Here is a 15,138-nt window from a genome sequence, read left to right on the forward strand (position 1 = left end):
CAGCCCCCGCGGGGGGCAGCGGCGAGCCTTTGTCGCCGCGTGGGGGCTCTATTCCTTTGCGCATTCTTGGCTTCGAGTCGTCCTGCGACGAGACCGGGGTGGCGCTTGTCGAGGTGGACGGCGACAAGCCGCCGCGCCTCGTGGCTCAGGCCCTGCACAGCCAGATCAGCATGCACCAGGCCTATGGTGGCGTGGTGCCGGAGCTGGCCTCGCGTGACCATGTGCGGCGGGTGCTGCCGCTGACGCGCGAGGTGTTGTCGCAGGCCGGTCTGGCCCTGCATGACGTCGATCTGGTGGCCTACACCCAGGGCCCGGGCCTCGCGGGCGCGCTGCTCGTGGGCGCGGGTGTGGCCGTGTCGCTGGCCGCCGCGCTGGATGTGCCGGCGCTGCCGGTCCACCACCTCGAAGGGCATTTGCTGTCGCCCTTCCTGTCGGCCGACCCGCCCGAGTTCCCCTTCGTCGCGCTGCTGGTCAGCGGCGGCCACACGCAGTTGATGCGCGTGGACGACGTGGGTTCCTACGAGATCCTCGGCGAGACCATCGACGACGCGGCCGGCGAGGCCTTCGACAAGAGTGCCAAGCTGCTGGGCCTGCCTTACCCCGGCGGCCCGCATCTGGCGCGCATGGCCGAGTTCGGCAACCCCGAAGCCTTCGAGTTGCCGCGCCCGCTGCTGCACAGCGGCAAGCCGGACTTCAGCTTTGCCGGCCTGAAGACGGCGGTGCTGACCCAGGTGAAGAAGATCGGCGACTCCCCCTGCGAGCAGACCAGGGCCGACCTGGCCGCGTCGACGCAGGCGGCCATCGTCGAGGTGCTGGTGAAGAAGTCGCTGATGGCGCTGAAGGAAACGGGGCTGAAACGCCTCGTCGTCGCCGGTGGCGTGGGCGCCAACGCCAAATTGCGCGAGCAGCTCAACGCCGCCTGCGGCAAGCGGAGCGTGCGAGTGCACTACCCCGAGCTGTCGCTGTGCACCGACAACGGCGCCATGATCGCGATGGCCGCCGCGCTGCGGGTGCAGCGCGGCATGGCCCAACCCAGGCAGGACGGCGGTTTCGAGGTCCGTCCGCGCTGGGATCTCTCTGCGGCTTAGTTGACAGTCAGCTGGCCGCCGTTCTCGGCGACGCGCTTGACCAGGTTCAGCGTCAGCACGCCGTTCTCGAAGCGGGCCTGCGACTGGGTCTGGTCGATCTCGACCGGCAGCGAGAAGCTGCGGGCATAGCTGGCGGCACGGCGCTCGCGGTAGAGCAGGCGGGAACCATCGGTCGGCTCGGCGGCTTCGGCGCTGGCGGTCTCGATGTGCACGCGACGGCCTTCGACGCGGACCTTGACGGCTTCCTTGGCGACGCCGGGCATGTCGACGGTGACGGCATAGGCCTTGTCGTCTTCGCTGATGTCCAGGGCCGGGGTGCGGGCGACGTCGGCGTCGAATTGGCGCAGGGCACGGGCGACTTGGCGGGGGGGGGTCAGGTAGAACATGGGGAATCAACTCCGTTGGTTTGCGCTGCTGAACCAGTCGGGAGCAGCACCCGATGAACCCGAGATAGGGCGGCCAAAAAGCGCTTCAAGGGGCTTTTTCATGCCGAGGTTGAGAAGTCACGCATTTGCGGGGCAGGGCGGTTTTGCCCCTTGAAAGCGCCGCTGGCTGGCCTTATGTCCGCCCGCTTGGCCTGCCGCGGTTTGGGCTGTCTCTGGCTTTGGGCTAGAATCCGCGAGTTCTGCGTACTGGACATCCTGTACACAGAGCAACAGCACGGCTCGGGGCGGTTTCCCCCGTGTCCGCAAGTCAACCCCCGGAAACCGTCTGCGGCAGCAACAGCAGTTGTGCTCGCCCGGCCGGACTTCCGAAACCTTTTGGAAAACAAATGTCCATCGCCGAAAAGAAGGCCGAGATCGTCAAGGCCAATGCCCGCAGCGCCAACGACACCGGTAGCCCCGAAGTCCAGGTCGCCCTGCTGACCGCCCGCATCAACGACCTGACCCCCCACTTCAAGACCCACGCCAAGGACCACCACGGTCGCCGCGGTCTGCTGAAGATGGTCAACACCCGCAAGAGCCTGCTGGCCTACCTGAAGCGCGTTGACTCCAGCCGTTACGTCGCGCTGATCGCCAAGCTGGGCCTGCGCAAGTAATTCGCCCCATCCGACACGGAGCCTGTCTGGTCCTCAAGCCCAGTACAGGCTCTTTGTCCATCTGCCGGAACCGAGCTGACGTGGTGTCGGATCATTCCAAGACGGTTTGCTGAACCGCCCTGGAATGGCATCTGGACCAAACCCAGCCTCGTTCCCGGTCCCCCGGACGCCCGATGGCGTTCACCACAACCAGGAGATGAGCATGTCCATTTTCAACAAGGTCACGAAGTCCTTCCAATGGGGCCGCCACAACGTCGTGATGGAAACGGGTGAAGTCGCCCGCCAGTCCACCGGCGCCGTCCTCGTCAACATCGAAGGCACCGTCGTGCTGGCCACCGTGGTCGCCAAGACCGAGGCCAAGGCCGGCCAGGACTTCTTCCCGCTGACCGTCGACTACCTCGAGAAGACCTATGCCGCCGGCAAGATCCCCGGCAGCTTCTTCAAGCGTGAAGGCCGCCCGAGCGAGCACGAGACCCTGACCAGCCGCCTGATCGACCGCCCGATCCGCCCGCTGTTCCCCGAAGGCTTCTTCAACGAAGTCCAGGTCGTCATCCACGTGGTGAGCCTGAACCCCGAAGTGCAGGCCGACATCGCCGCCATGATCGGCACGTCCGCCGCCCTGGCCATCTCGGGCATTCCGTTCAACGGCCCCATCGGCGCCGCCCGCGTGGGCTATGTCAATGGCGAGTACCTGCTGAACCCCAGCAAGTCCGAACTGGTCAACAGCCAGATGGACCTGGTCGTCGCCGGCACGCAAAGCGCCGTGCTGATGGTCGAGTCCGAGGCTTCGGGCCTGTCGGAAGAAGTCATGCTGGCCGCCGTCGTCTACGGCCACGAGCAGGGCAATGTGGCCATCGCCGCCATCAACGACCTGGTGCGTGACGCCGGCAAGCCGGCCTGGACCTGGACCGCGCCCGCCAAGGACGAGGCCTTCATCGCCAAGGTCAACGGCCTGGCCGAAGGCCCGCTGCGCGAGGCCTACCAGATCCGCTCCAAGCAGGCCCGTACGCAGGCTTGCCGCGTCGCCACCGCCAATGTCTTCGCCGCGCTGAGCGCCGAAGGCGTGTCCTTCGACAAGGTCGAAGTCGAAGGCCTGCTGTTCGAGATCGAAGCCCGCATCGTGCGCAGCCAGATCCTGGCCGGCGAGCCGCGCATCGATGGCCGCGACACCCGCACCGTGCGCCCCATCGAAATCCGCAACGGCATCCTGCCGCGCACCCACGGCTCGGCCCTGTTCACCCGGGGTGAAACCCAGGCCCTGGTCATCGCGACCCTGGGCACGGACCGCGACGCCCAGCGCATCGACGCGCTGGACGGCGAGTTCGAAGACCGCTTCATGATGCACTACAACATGCCCCCCTTCGCCACTGGCGAGACGGGTCGTGTGGGCAGCCCCAAGCGCCGCGAAATCGGCCACGGTCGCCTGGCCAAGCGCGCGCTGATCGCCGCGCTGCCCAGCAAGGAAGACTTCCCCTACTCGCTGCGCGTCGTCTCGGAAATCACCGAGTCCAACGGTTCCTCGTCGATGGCTTCCGTCTGCGGCGGCTGCCTGGCACTGATGGACGCCGGCGTGCCGATGAAGGCCCACGTGGCCGGCATCGCCATGGGCCTGATCAAGGACGCCAACCGCTTCGCCGTGCTGACCGACATCCTGGGTGACGAAGATCACCTGGGCGACATGGACTTCAAGGTGGCCGGCACGACGACCGGCATCACGGCCCTGCAGATGGACATCAAGATCCAGGGCATCACCAAGGAAATCATGCAGGTCGCCCTGGCTCAGGCCAAGGAAGCCCGCCTGCACATCCTGGGCAAGATGACCGAAGCCATGGGCAGCGCCAACACCGAGGTGTCGCAGTTCGCGCCGCGCCTGTACACGATGAAGATCAACCCGGAGAAGATCCGTGACGTCATCGGCAAGGGCGGCTCCACCATCCGCGCGCTGACCGAAGAGACCGGCACGACCATCGACATCGGCGAAGACGGCACCATCACCATCGCCTCGACGGACGCCGAGAAGGCCGAGATGGCCAAGAAGCGTATCGCCGAGATCACGGCCGAAGTCGAAGTCGGCAAGGTCTACGAAGGCCCGATCACCAAGATCCTGGACTTCGGTGCCCTCGTCAACCTGCTGCCCGGCAAGGACGGCCTGTTGCACATCAGCCAGATCGCCCACCAGCGCGTCGAGAAGGTGACCGACTTCCTGCAGGAAGGCCAGATCGTCAAGGTCAAGGTCCTCGAGACCGACGAGAAGGGCCGCATCAAGCTGTCCATGAAGGCGCTGCTGGACCGTCCGGAGCGCGAGCCCCGCGAAGCCGCCCCGGCTCCGGCTGCTGACGACAGCACGCCGCACGCCGCGGAGTAATCGCTCGAGCGATGAAGGCCATCGCGATCACCCGCCCCGGCGGGCCCGAGGTGCTGGAGCTGGCCGACAGGCCGGATCCGGTCGCGGGCCCGGGTGAGTGCCTGATCCGCGTTGCAGCTTCGGGCATCAACCGCCCGGACGTGCTGCAGCGCAAGGGCGCCTACCCGCCGCCACCGGGCGCGAGCGAGCTGCCTGGGCTGGAGGTCGCCGGCGAGATCGTCGCCGGTGATGCTCAGGCCCTGGCCGCGAATGGCTTCAAGCTCGGCGACAAGGTCTGTGCACTGGTCAACGGCGGCGGCTATGCCGAGCTGTGCACGGTGCCGGTCGGCCAATGCCTGCCGGTGCCCAAGGGCTGGACGTCGACGCAGGCGGCCACGCTGCCGGAAACCTGCTTCACCGTCTGGGCCAATGTGTTCGACCGCGCCGGCCTGAAGGGCGGCGAGACGCTGCTGATCCACGGTGGCTCCAGCGGCATCGGCGTGACGGCCATCCAGATGGCCAAGGCGCTGGGTGCCCGCGTGCTGGTGACGGTGGGCAGCGCCGACAAGGCCGAGGCCTGCGAGGCCCTGGGCGCCGACATGGCGATCAACTATCGTGAACAGGATTTCGTCGCTGAAACCAAGGCCGCCACCGGCGGACGCGGTGTCGACGTGATCCTCGACATGGTGGCTGGCGACTACATCGGTCGTGGCGTGCAGGCGCTGGCCGAGGATGGTCGCCTGGCGCTGATCGCGGTTCAGGGCGGTGTGAAGTCCGAGATCGATGCCGGCCTCGTGCTGCGCAAGCGTCTGACCATCACCGGCTCGACGCTGCGTCCGCGCTCGGCGGCCTTCAAGGCTCAATTGGCCAAATCGCTGCGTGACAAGGTCTGGCCACTGATCGAGGCCGGGCGCATCAAGCCCGTCATTTACCGCGAGCTGCCCGCGGCCCAAGCGGCCGAGGCGCACGCGCTGATGGAATCCAACCAGCACATCGGCAAGATCGTGCTGACCTGGTGAAGGAGTGGAGATGAGAAGAAAACTCGTCGTGGGCAACTGGAAGATGCATGGCAGCCGCGCGGCCAATGCCCAATTGCTCGCCGGCCTCAAGGAAGCCGGTCCCTGGAACGCCGACGTCGCCGTCTGCGTGCCTTTCCTCTACATCGCCGAGACCGCCCTGGCGCTGACCGGCAATGCGATCGCCTACGGTTCGCAGGACTGCTCCTCGCACGAGCAGGGCGCCTACACCGGCGAGGTGTCCAGCGCGATGCTGGCCGACGTCGGCTGCCGCTACGCCATCGTGGGTCATTCGGAGCGCCGCGCCTATCACGCGGAGAGCGACCAGCTCGTCGCCGACAAGGCCAAGGCCGCACTGGCCCATGGCGTGACGCCCATCGTCTGCGTCGGCGAGACGCGTGCCGAGCGCGAGGCGGGCCAGACCGAGGCCGTCGTCAAGCGCCAGCTCGCCGCCGTCATCCACACGCTGGGTCACTGCACGGGCGAGATGGTCGTGGCCTATGAGCCCGTCTGGGCCATAGGTACCGGCCTGACCGCCACGCCGGCCGAGGCGCAGGCCGTGCATGCCGTGCTGCGTGCGCAGCTGCATGCGGCAACGGACAAGTCGGATGCCATGCGCATCCTCTATGGTGGCAGCGTCAAGGCCGACAACGCGGCCGAGCTGTTCTCGCAGCCCGATATCGATGGCGGCCTGATCGGCGGCGCGTCGTTGAAGGTGGCGGACTTCGCCGCCATCTGCCGCGCGGCAGCCCACTGAGTTTTCCCGGCGCCCCGATGAAGCGGGCGTCACAAGAGTTTTGATGGAGTGTTTGGAATGCAGGTCTTTGCAAATCTGGTGTTGATCGTTCAGCTGCTGTCCGCCCTGGCGATCATTGGTCTGGTGCTGGTGCAGCACGGCAAGGGTGCCGATATGGGCGCCTCCTTCGGCAGCGGTGCCTCGGGCAGCCTGTTCGGCGCCACCGGCAGCGCCAACTTCCTGTCGCGCAGCACGGCCGTCGCCGCGACGCTGTTCTTCGGCTGCACGCTGGGCCTGGCCTTCCTGTCCAACAGCCGCCCCGCCGCGTCGACAACCGACAGCGTGCTGGACCGCGCCGCCGTCGTGGCGCCGGCCCCGGCTGCTTCGGGCGCTGCCGCCATCCCGGGTGCCGTCGTGGCGCCGGTTGCAGCCTCCGCGGCTTCGAACTAAGCCCGAGTAAAAACCTCGCCTCTTCATCGGGAGACCCCTAACTTCCGGTATAGAATGCGAGGCTGTCTGGCAACGAAATCCCTCCTAGTTGCCGGGCATATTTGTAGTACCTGCCGTCGTGGTGAAATTGGTAGACACGCTATCTTGAGGGGGTAGTGGCGAAAGCTGTGCGAGTTCGAGTCTCGCCGACGGCACCAGAACATTGAAGCGGCCTGTCGCCGCGGTCCCCCGAGTCATTCGGGCTGATCGAGGCAAGGTTTTGGCGGGCGCGATCCGCGAGCGACATCATTCGATCTCGCTGGTGGCGCGCCTGTTTGCTTTTGTGGTCGGCTTGTGCAGCGACTGCGTTGACGAAGACGTTGAGTCGACCCGAGAAGGCGCAAATGAATCTCGAACAATACCTGCCCGTCATCCTCTTCATCTTGGTCGGCGCAGTTGTCGGGATCGCACCCCAGGTGCTCGGCGCGCTGCTCGGTCCCAACCGGCCGGATCAGGCCAAGAACTCTCCCTACGAATGCGGCTTCGAGGCCTTTGAAGACGCGCGCATGAAATTCGATGTGCGCTACTACCTCGTCGCCATCCTGTTCATTCTTTTCGACCTGGAAATCGCCTTCCTGTTTCCCTGGGCCGTGGCCCTCAAGGAAATCGGCGCGGCGGGCTTCTGGGCGATGATGATCTTCCTCGGCATTCTGGTCGTGGGCTTTGCCTACGAATGGAAAAAGGGCGCCCTGGACTGGGAATAAGCGCCACGCCAAACACGCTGCTGGGAATTCGAAATGGGTATTGAAGGCGTCCTGAAAGAGGGCTTTGTCACCACCTCGGTCGACAAGCTCATCAACTGGTCCAAGACCGGCTCGCTGTGGCCAATGACGTTCGGCCTGGCCTGTTGCGCCGTCGAGATGATGCACGCGGGTGCCGCGCGCTACGACATCGACCGCTTCGGCATGCTGTTCCGTCCGAGCCCGCGCCAGTCCGACCTGATGATCGTGGCCGGCACGCTGTGCAACAAGATGGCCCCGGCCCTGCGCAAGGTCTACGACCAGATGGCCGAGCCGCGTTGGGTGCTGTCCATGGGCAGTTGCGCCAACGGCGGTGGCTACTACCACTACAGCTACTCGGTCGTGCGCGGCTGCGACCGCATCGTGCCGGTCGACGTCTACGTGCCCGGCTGCCCGCCGACGGCCGAGGCCCTGCTGTACGGCATCCTGCAGCTGCAGGCCAAGATTCGTCGCGAAAACACCATTGCCCGATGACAGCCGCTGAGCACCACGGTATGAGCCCGAACCTCGAAACCCTGGCCCAGCAGATTGGCGCCATCCTCGGCGAGCGCGTCGTCGAGCTCAAGAACGCCCTGGGCGAACTGACGCTGACCGTGCGCGCGGCCGACTACCTCGACATCGCCACCACGCTGCGCGACCACCCCGAGCTGAAGCTGGAGCAGCTGATCGACCTCTGCGGCGTCGACTACAGCAGCTATGGCGACGGCGCCTGGGAAGGCCAGCGCTATGCCGTCGTCAGCCACCTGCTGTCGGTCACGAAGAACTGGCGCCTGCGCCTGAAGGTCTTCGCTACCGATGACGACTTCCCCTGCGTGGCCTCGGTCACCCCGGTGTGGAGCTCGGCCAACTGGTTCGAGCGCGAGGCCTTCGACATGTATGGCGTCATCTTCGACGGCCACGACGACCTGCGCCGCATCCTGACCGACTACGGTTTCATCGGCCACCCGATGCGCAAGGACTTCCCGGTGTCGGGTCATGTCGAGATGCGCTACGACGCCGAGCAGAAGCGCGTCATCTACCAACCGGTCACGATCGAGCCGCGTGAAATCACGCCGCGCATCATTCGTGAAGACAAGTACGGTGGTCTGTAAGCCATGGCCGAAATCAAGAACTACACGCTGAACTTCGGCCCCCAGCACCCGGCCGCCCACGGCGTGCTGCGTCTGGTGCTGGAGCTGGACGGCGAAGTCATCCAGCGCGCCGACCCCCATATCGGCCTGCTGCACCGCGCCACCGAGAAGCTGGCCGAGAGCAAGACCTTCATCCAGTCGCTGCCCTATATGGACCGCCTCGACTATGTGTCGATGATGTCCAACGAGCACGCCTACTGCCTGGCCATCGAGAAGATGCTGGGTCTGGAAGTGCCCATCCGCGCCCAGTACATCCGCGTGATGTTCGGCGAGCTGACCCGCATCCTGAACCACCTGCTGTGGCTGGGCTGCCATGGCCTGGACTGCGGTGCGATGAACATCCTCATCTACTGCTTCCGCGAGCGTGAGGACATCTTCGACATGTACGAGGCGGTGTCGGGTGCGCGCATGCACGCGGCCTACTTCCGTCCGGGCGGCGTCTACCGCGACCTGCCTGACAGCATGCCGCAGTACCAGGTCAGCAAGATCCGCAATGCCAAGGCCATCGCCCAGCTCAACGAGAACCGTTCGGGCTCGCTGCTGGACTTCATCGAGGACTTCGCCAAGCGCCTGCCGAAGAACATCGACGACTACGAGACCCTGCTGACCGACAACCGCATCTGGAAGCAGCGCACCGTCGGCATCGGCGTCGTGTCGCCCGAGCGTGCCCTCAACCTGGGCTTCACCGGCGCCATGCTGCGCGGTTCGGGCATTGCCTGGGACCTGCGCAAGACCCAGCCCTACGACGTCTACGACAAGATGGACTTCGACGTGCCCGTCGGCACCAATGGCGACACCTATGACCGCTACGTCGTGCGCGTCGAGGAAATGCGCCAGTCCAACCGCATCGTCCAGCAGTGCGTGCAGTGGCTGAAGGCCAACCCCGGTCTGCCGGTCATCACCGACAACCACAAGGTGGCGCCGCCGGCCCGCGTGGACATGAAGTCCAACATGGAAGAGCTGATCCACCACTTCAAGCTCTTCACCGAAGGCTTTCACGTGCCCGAAGGCGAGGCCTATGCGGCCGTCGAACACCCCAAGGGCGAGTTCGGCATCTACATGGTCAGCGACGGCGCCAACAAGCCCTACCGCCTCAAGATCCGCGCGCCGGGCTTCCCCCACCTCGCCGCGCTGGACGAGATGGGCCGCGGCCACATGATCGCGGACGCCGTGGCCATCATCGGCACGATGGACATCGTGTTCGGCGAAATCGATCGTTGACAGGCAAGCGATGACGAGCAGCACCGACTACACCCTGAGCGACGCGACCCGCGCTCGCTTCGACCGCGAGGTCGCCAAGTACCCCTACGAGATGCGCCAGTCTGCCGTCATGGCCTGCCTGGCCATCGTGCAACAGGAAGAGGGCTTCGTGTCCCGCGCCGCGGAAGACGCGATCGCCGCCCACCTCGGCATGCCGACCATCGCGGTCTACGAGGTGACGACCTTCTACAACATGTACAACCAGAAGCCGGTTGGCAAGTTCAAGCTGAACGTCTGCGCCAACCTGCCCTGCCAGCTGCGCGACGGCCAGAACGCGCTGGACCATCTGTGCAGCAAGCTCGGCATCGAGCAGGGCGGCACGACGGCCGATGGCCTCTTCACCGTGCAGAAGAGCGAGTGCCTGGGCGCCTGCGCCGACTCGCCGGTGATGCTGGTCAACGACCGCCAGATGTGCAGCTTCATGACCAACGACCGCCTGGATGAGCTGGTGGACGTGCTGCGTGCCGAAGCTGGCAAGGCCTGAGGAAGACGATGCTGGACCTCTCCAAATTCCAAAGCACCGGCGCCGAGACCTGCTTCCACGGCCGCCACATCACGCCGCAGATTTACGCGGACCTGGACGGCAAGAACTGGTCGATCAAGGACTACGAAGCCCGTGGCGGCTACGCGGCCCTGCGCAAGATCCTGGGCAAGGACGGTGGCGAAGGCCTGACGCCCGACCAGGTCATCGCTGAAGTCAAGACCTCGGCCCTGCGCGGCCGGGGCGGCGCCGGCTTCCCGACCGGCCTGAAGTGGAGCTTCATGCCCCGCCAGTTCCCGGGCCAGAAATACCTCGTCTGCAACAGCGACGAAGGCGAGCCGGGCACCTGCAAGGACCGCGACCTGCTGATGTTCAACCCGCATCAGGTCATCGAGGGCATGGCCATCGCGGCCTACGCGATGGGCATCAAGGTCGGCTACAACTACATCCACGGCGAGATCTTCGAGGTCTACGAGCGCTTCGAAGCGGCCCTGGAAGAAGCCCGCGCCGCCGGCTACCTCGGCGACAAGATCATGGGTTCGGACTACAGCTTCCAGCTGCATGGCCACCATGGCTTCGGTGCCTACATCTGCGGCGAGGAAACGGCCCTGCTGGAGTCGCTGGAAGGCAAGAAGGGCCAGCCGCGCTTCAAGCCGCCGTTCCCGGCCAGCTTCGGCCTTTACGGCAAGCCGACCACCATCAACAACACCGAGACCTTCGCGGCGGTGCCCTGGATCATCCGCAACGGCGGCCAGGCCTACCTCGAGATCGGCAAGCCCAACAACGGCGGCACCAAGCTGTTCTCGGTGTCCGGCGACGTGGAGCGTCCGGGCAATTACGAGATCCCGCTGGGCACGCCGTTCTCGGTGCTGCTGGAGCTCGCCGGTGGCGTGCGCAAGGGCCGCAAGCTGAAGGCGGTCATCCCCGGCGGCTCGTCCGCCCCGGTGCTGACGGCCGAAGTGATGATGCAGTGCACGATGGACTATGACTCCATCGCCAAGGCTGGCTCCATGCTGGGCTCGGGCGCCGTCATCGTCATGGACGACACGCGCTGCGCCGTGCAGAGCCTGCTGCGCCTGTCCTACTTCTACGCCCACGAGTCCTGCGGCCAGTGCACGCCCTGCCGCGAAGGCACGGGCTGGATGCACCGCGTGCTGGAACGCATCTACCACGGCGAGGGCAGGGCAGAGGACATCGACCTGCTGAACTCCGTGGCCGACAACATCCAGGGCCGCACGATCTGCGCGCTGGGCGACGCCGCCGCGATGCCTGTGCGCGCCATGATCAAGAACTTCAAGCACGAGTTCTTGCACCTGATTGAACACAAGAAGCCCCTGGTGGCTCCGACCTGAGCTGCCCAAGGGAAACACCACCATGGTTGAAATCGAACTCGACGGTCAGAAGGTCTCGGTCCAGGAAGGCAGCATGGTCATGCATGCCGCGGAGAAGGCCGGCACCTACATCCCGCACTTCTGCTATCACAAGAAGCTCAGCATCGCGGCCAACTGCCGCATGTGCCTGGTGGACGTGGAGAAGGCGCCCAAGCCCATGCCGGCCTGCGCCACGCCCGTCACGCAGGGCATGATCGTCCGCACCAAGAGCGACAAGGCGATCAAGGCCCAGCAGGGCGTCATGGAATTCCTGCTGATCAATCACCCGCTGGATTGCCCCATCTGCGACCAGGGCGGTGAATGCCAGCTGCAGGACCTGGCCGTCGGCTACGGCGCTGGCAAGAGCCGCTACACCGAAGAGAAGCGCGTCGTCTTCCACAAGAACGTGGGCCCGCTGATCTCGATGGAAGAGATGAGCCGCTGCATCCACTGCACCCGCTGCGTGCGCTTCGGCCAGGAAATCGCCGGCGTCATGGAGCTGGGCATGGCCCACCGCGGCGAGCACAGCGAGATCCAGACCTTTGTCGGCCGCACGGTGGACTCCGAGCTGTCGGGCAACATGATCGACATCTGCCCGGTCGGTGCCCTCACCAGCAAGCCCTTCCGCTACAGCGCCCGCACCTGGGAACTGTCGCGCCGCAAGAGCGTCAGCCCCCACGATTCGACCGGTGCCAACCTGATCGTCCAGGTCAAGAACCACCAGGTCCTGCGCGTCGTTCCGCTCGAGAACGAAGACGTCAACGAATGCTGGATCGCCGACCGCGACCGCTTCAGCTACGAGGCCCTGAACAGCGATCAGCGCCTGACAGCGCCCATGATCAAGCAGGGGGGCGCCTGGAAGCAGGTCGACTGGACGACGGCCCTCGAGTACGTCGCCAACGGCCTCAAGGTCATCAAGGCTGACCACGGTGCTGCCGCCGTCGGCGCGCTGGGTTCGGCCCACAGCACGGTGGAAGAACTGCATCTGCTGGCGCAAGTGGTGCGCGGCCTGGGCAGCGACAACATCGACCACCGCCTGCGCCACAGCGACTTCGGCAATGCCGCGGCTGCCGGCCAGGCCCGTTGGCTGGGCACCAGCATTGCCAGCCTGTCCGAACTGGACCGTGCCCTCGTCGTCGGCTCCAACCTGCGCAAGGACCACCCGCTGTTCGCCGCCCGCCTGCGCCACGCCGCGCGCCGCGGTGCCGCGGTCAGCCGCGTCGGCGTCAGCAATGACGACTGGCTGATGCCCCTCGCCGCCTCGGCCTCGGTGGCGCCCTCGGGCTGGGTGCAAGCCCTGGCCGACGTGGCCGCCGCCATCGGCGCCGGTGCACCGCTGGCCGGCAACGCCACGGATGAGGCCAAGGCCATCGCCGCCAGCCTGCAGTCGGGCCAGCGCAAGGCCATCCTGCTGGGCAACGCCGCTGCCGAGCACCCGCAGGCCGCCAGCCTGCTGGCGCTGGCACAGTGGATGGGCCAGCAGACCGGCGCGAGCGTCGGCTATCTGAGCGCTGCGGCCAACAGCGTCGGCGCCCAGCTGGTGAAGGCCCAGCCCGTCTCCGGCGGCCTGAACGCCGGCCAGATGCTGAACGGCACCTCGCTGAAGGCCGTGGTGCTGCTGAACACCGACCCGGTGCTCGACGCCGCCAACGCCGCCGCGGCCGCCAAGGCGCTGGACGCGGCCGAGATGGTCGTCGTGCTGAGCCCGTTCAAGTCGGGTCTCGAGTACGCCGACGTGCTGCTGCCGATCGCGCCCTTCACCGAGACCTCGGGCAGCTTCGTCAACGCCGAGGGTCGCCTGCAGAGCTTCGTCGGCGTCGTCAAGCCGCTGGCCGAGACGCGTCCGGCCTGGAAGGTGCTGCGCGTGCTGGGCAATCTGCTCGGCCTCGACGGCTTCAACCAGGACAGCTCCGAGCAGGTCCGCGAGCAGGCCCTGGGTGGCGACTTCAGCGGCCGTCTGTCGAACGCTACGTCTGCCGCGCCGCAAGCCGGCACGAAGGGCGAGGGCGTCGAGCGCTTCGCCAACCTGCCCATCTACGCGACCGATGCGCTGGTGCGCAATTCGACCTCGCTGCAGCTGACCACCGACGGCCGCGAAGCCGCCACGGTCGGCCTGCCGAGCAGCCTGTGGGCCCAGCTCGGCCTGGCCGAAGGCGACCAGGTTCGCGTCGTGCAGGACGGCGGCGCCGCTCAACTGCCCGCCCGCCTGGAAGCCGGCCTGCCTGAGGGCGTAGCCCGCGTGCCGGCCGGCCTGGCCCAAACCGCTGCTCTGGGTGCCGCCTTCGGCACGCTGAGTATCAGCAAGGTCTGAGGGAGCCTGAATAAATGATCGACACCCTCTTCGGTTACCTGCTGCAGTTCTGGCACTTCTGGTTGAACAACCCGGTGACCTGGAGCCTGACGAAAATCGTCGCGGTGCTCCTGCCGCTGCTGGGTTGCGTGGCCTACCTGACGCTGTGGGAGCGCAAGGCCATCGGCTGGTCGCAGATCCGCCCGGGCCCGAATCGCGTCGGCCCCTACGGCCTGCTGACCCCCATCGCCGACGCGGTCAAGCTGATCTTCAAGGAGATCATCAAGCCCGCCGCCGCGAGCAAGGGCCTGTTCTTCCTCGGCCCCGTCATGACCATCATGCCGGCCCTGGCCGCCTGGGCCGTCGTGCCCTTCGGCCCGGACGCCGCCGTGGCCAACGTCAATGCCGGCCTGCTGTTCCTGATGGCCATCACCTCGCTCGAGGTCTACGGCGTCATCATCGCCGGCTGGGCGTCCAACTCGAAGTACGCCTTCCTGGGCGCGCTGCGCGCCTCGGCCCAGATGGTCAGCTACGAAATCGCCATGGGCTTCGCCCTCGTCGTCGTGCTGATGGTGACGGGCAGCCTGAACATGACCACCGTCGTGCAGGTGCAGGAAAAAGGCATCTTTGCCAGCTACGGCGTGAACTTCCTGTCCTGGAACTGGCTGCCGCTGTTCCCGATCTTCATCGTCTACTTCATCTCGGGTCTGGCTGAAACCAACCGCCACCCCTTCGACGTCGTCGAAGGGGAATCCGAGATCGTGGCCGGTCACATGATCGAGTACTCGGGCATGTCGTTCGCGATGTTCTTCCTGGCCGAGTACGCCAACATGATCCTGGTGTCGGCCCTGGCCGTCGTCATGTTCCTGGGCGGCTGGAGCGCACCGATCTCCTGGAGCCTGTTCGGCATGGACGTGCCGGGCTTCTTCCAGCACACCATGGCGTTCTGGAACTGGTTCTGGCTGTTCGCCAAGACCTTCTTCGTCGTCACGATGTTCCTGTGGGTGCGTGCCACGTTCCCGCGCTTCCGCTACGACCAGATCATGCGTCTGGGCTGGAAGATCTTCATTCCCATCACGCTGATCTGGCTGGTCGTTGTCGGTGCCTGGATGCAATTGCCGGCTCCGTACAACATCTGGAAGTGAGGCGGCGCTC

The 15,138-nt window shown here is 66.1% G+C and carries 15 protein-coding genes and 1 tRNA gene; 15 read left to right on the top strand and 1 reads right to left on the bottom strand.

Features of this window, described 5'->3' with window-relative positions:
• The first annotated feature begins 56 nt into the window (after window positions 1-56).
• On the top strand, window positions 57-1,088 hold the full coding sequence (tsaD, locus tag AC3WOE_RS02980) for a tRNA (adenosine(37)-N6)-threonylcarbamoyltransferase complex transferase subunit TsaD (RefSeq protein ID WP_492688153.1): 1,032 nt from the start codon (window positions 57-59) through the stop codon (window positions 1,086-1,088).
• Here the strand turns inward: tsaD and AC3WOE_RS02985 are convergent.
• Window positions 1,085-1,474, bottom strand: coding sequence for an Hsp20/alpha crystallin family protein (locus tag AC3WOE_RS02985; RefSeq protein ID WP_492688154.1), 390 nt, complete (start codon window positions 1,472-1,474; stop codon window positions 1,085-1,087). The genes tsaD and AC3WOE_RS02985 overlap by 4 nt on opposite strands.
• A gap of 386 nt (window positions 1,475-1,860) precedes the next feature.
• Between AC3WOE_RS02985 and rpsO the strand changes: the two genes are divergently transcribed.
• From rpsO to nuoH, 14 genes are all read left to right on the top strand, one after another.
• Complete coding sequence (gene rpsO, locus AC3WOE_RS02990) at window positions 1,861-2,127, top strand: 30S ribosomal protein S15 (RefSeq protein ID WP_057299620.1); 267 nt, start codon at window positions 1,861-1,863, stop codon at window positions 2,125-2,127.
• A gap of 202 nt (window positions 2,128-2,329) precedes the next feature.
• Window positions 2,330-4,492 carry a polyribonucleotide nucleotidyltransferase gene (pnp, locus tag AC3WOE_RS02995; RefSeq protein ID WP_492688155.1) on the top strand — a complete coding sequence of 721 codons (2,163 nt, stop codon included), beginning with the start codon at window positions 2,330-2,332 and terminating at the stop codon, window positions 4,490-4,492.
• 11 nt (window positions 4,493-4,503) lie between these two features.
• Window positions 4,504-5,490 (top strand): NAD(P)H-quinone oxidoreductase, encoded by a 987-nt coding sequence (locus tag AC3WOE_RS03000; protein ID WP_492688156.1) that lies wholly within the window; start codon window positions 4,504-4,506, stop codon window positions 5,488-5,490.
• Window positions 5,491-5,500: 10 nt separating this feature from the next.
• On the top strand, window positions 5,501-6,244 hold the full coding sequence (tpiA, locus tag AC3WOE_RS03005) for a triose-phosphate isomerase (protein WP_492688157.1): 744 nt from the start codon (window positions 5,501-5,503) through the stop codon (window positions 6,242-6,244).
• 57 nt (window positions 6,245-6,301) lie between these two features.
• Window positions 6,302-6,673 carry a preprotein translocase subunit SecG gene (gene secG / locus AC3WOE_RS03010; RefSeq protein WP_492688159.1) on the top strand — a complete coding sequence of 124 codons (372 nt, stop codon included), beginning with the start codon at window positions 6,302-6,304 and terminating at the stop codon, window positions 6,671-6,673.
• 112 nt (window positions 6,674-6,785) lie between these two features.
• Window positions 6,786-6,870, top strand: a tRNA-Leu gene (locus tag AC3WOE_RS03015).
• A gap of 186 nt (window positions 6,871-7,056) precedes the next feature.
• Window positions 7,057-7,416, top strand: a complete 360-nt coding sequence (locus AC3WOE_RS03020; protein WP_492688472.1) for an NADH-quinone oxidoreductase subunit A — start codon at window positions 7,057-7,059, stop codon at window positions 7,414-7,416.
• A 33-nt stretch (window positions 7,417-7,449) separates the two neighbouring features.
• Entirely contained in the window at window positions 7,450-7,926 is a 477-nt protein-coding gene (locus AC3WOE_RS03025; protein WP_046113908.1) for a NuoB/complex I 20 kDa subunit family protein, read from the top strand.
• 20 nt (window positions 7,927-7,946) lie between these two features.
• Entirely contained in the window at window positions 7,947-8,543 is a 597-nt protein-coding gene (locus AC3WOE_RS03030) for an NADH-quinone oxidoreductase subunit C (protein WP_492688161.1), read from the top strand.
• Window positions 8,544-8,546: 3 nt separating this feature from the next.
• The gene (locus AC3WOE_RS03035) at window positions 8,547-9,803 is read left to right on the top strand and encodes an NADH-quinone oxidoreductase subunit D (protein ID WP_492688162.1); all 1,257 of its coding nucleotides are present in this window, start codon (window positions 8,547-8,549) and stop codon (window positions 9,801-9,803) included.
• A gap of 10 nt (window positions 9,804-9,813) precedes the next feature.
• Entirely contained in the window at window positions 9,814-10,326 is a 513-nt protein-coding gene (locus tag AC3WOE_RS03040; RefSeq protein WP_492688164.1) for an NADH-quinone oxidoreductase subunit NuoE family protein, read from the top strand.
• Between the two features lie 8 nt (window positions 10,327-10,334).
• Window positions 10,335-11,675, top strand: a complete 1,341-nt coding sequence (gene nuoF / locus AC3WOE_RS03045; RefSeq protein ID WP_492688166.1) for an NADH-quinone oxidoreductase subunit NuoF — start codon at window positions 10,335-10,337, stop codon at window positions 11,673-11,675.
• Window positions 11,676-11,697: 22 nt separating this feature from the next.
• Window positions 11,698-14,004 (top strand): NADH-quinone oxidoreductase subunit NuoG, encoded by a 2,307-nt coding sequence (gene nuoG, locus AC3WOE_RS03050; protein ID WP_492688168.1) that lies wholly within the window; start codon window positions 11,698-11,700, stop codon window positions 14,002-14,004.
• A gap of 14 nt (window positions 14,005-14,018) precedes the next feature.
• Window positions 14,019-15,128 carry an NADH-quinone oxidoreductase subunit NuoH gene (gene nuoH, locus AC3WOE_RS03055; RefSeq protein WP_492688170.1) on the top strand — a complete coding sequence of 370 codons (1,110 nt, stop codon included), beginning with the start codon at window positions 14,019-14,021 and terminating at the stop codon, window positions 15,126-15,128.
• Window positions 15,129-15,138: the final 10 nt, after the last annotated feature.

The sequence above is a fragment of the Roseateles sp. FW305-36 genome, from assembly GCF_058787015.1.